Source organism: Lutibacter sp. HS1-25 (assembly GCF_004121075.1).
Taxonomy (GTDB): Bacteria; Bacteroidota; Bacteroidia; order Flavobacteriales; family Flavobacteriaceae; genus Lutibacter.
Genome location: NZ_RHLN01000122.1, coordinates 1 through 915, shown reverse-complemented (window position 1 = coordinate 915; position 915 = coordinate 1). Strand labels below are relative to the sequence as shown.

General features: G+C 27.1%; 2 protein-coding genes. Both read right to left on the bottom strand.

Going from position 1 to position 915, the window contains the following annotated elements; all coding sequences use genetic code 11:
• Nucleotides 1–213 precede the first annotated feature (213 nt).
• Nucleotides 214–504, bottom strand: a complete 291-nt coding sequence (locus EC396_RS12840; RefSeq protein ID WP_240665704.1) for a type II toxin-antitoxin system RelE/ParE family toxin — start codon at nt 502–504, stop codon at nt 214–216.
• Between the two features lie 27 nt (nt 505–531).
• Nucleotides 532–765: a hypothetical protein gene (locus EC396_RS12835; protein WP_129367002.1), complete on the bottom strand. Its 234-nt coding sequence runs from the start codon at nt 763–765 to the stop codon at nt 532–534.
• Between the last annotated feature and the right edge of the window lie 150 nt (nt 766–915).

The following is a 915-nucleotide window of genomic DNA, read 5'->3' as shown; positions in this document are numbered from 1 at the left end:
ATTCAACTATAATATTCCCCTCTTGAGAGGGGTTAGGGGTGTGTAATTATAAATTAGTTTAATTATTAACAAAATCAACGCTACCGAAAAATTACTTTTCCCCAACCCTAAAGGGAGTCAATTTTTCAATAGGAAAGTATTCAGTATCGGGTAATAATCATTCATTTTTCATTATTAACTTTTCATTATTAATTATCGAGTTGGTAACAAACTTTATTTTGTCCTTTGCAGTTTCGGAGGGTTTTGTCGTGTGTCAAAAACATCTGCAATTTGTATAAATCCATTTTCCAGATCGACAGCATAAATCAATTTATAGTTTTTAAAAACTAAATATCGATATTTAATTTTTCGATGTTTTAATAACGCTTCTTCTTGACCAATTAGTGGATTTTTTATCAATTTTTTTGGTTCATTGATAATTTCTTTTACGATTTTTTTGGCAATTTTTGAACTTGCTTTATTTTCGTAATACTTAATAAATATCGTCAAGTTGCGTTTCTGCAAAATCAGACCAAATAATTTTCAATGCCATTATTCGTATTTGGCTAAAAGGTCAGAACTACTTTTAAATCGTTTGTTTTTAAAATCAGATTCAGATTGATCAATGCGTTTATTTAATTCATTTTGAGTCATTGGCTCAAATTGCTGATCTTCAGAAGTGTTTTTTTTATTTTTTAATATGCTTTCAAGACGAGAAACTACTTCTTCACTTTGAAGTTTTAAAAATTCTTGTATAAATGCTATTTTTCTAGCTTCTAAATTCATATTATTAGACTTTTATCAAAGATACGAAATTATCAATTTATACTAAATATTTTTTAAAAACTTGAATCTAGCCTGATACCAATACTTAATCTACTAAAAAATAGCAAATCTAAAATCCAACAACCAGTTTTAAATTAAAAGCCAAAAGCC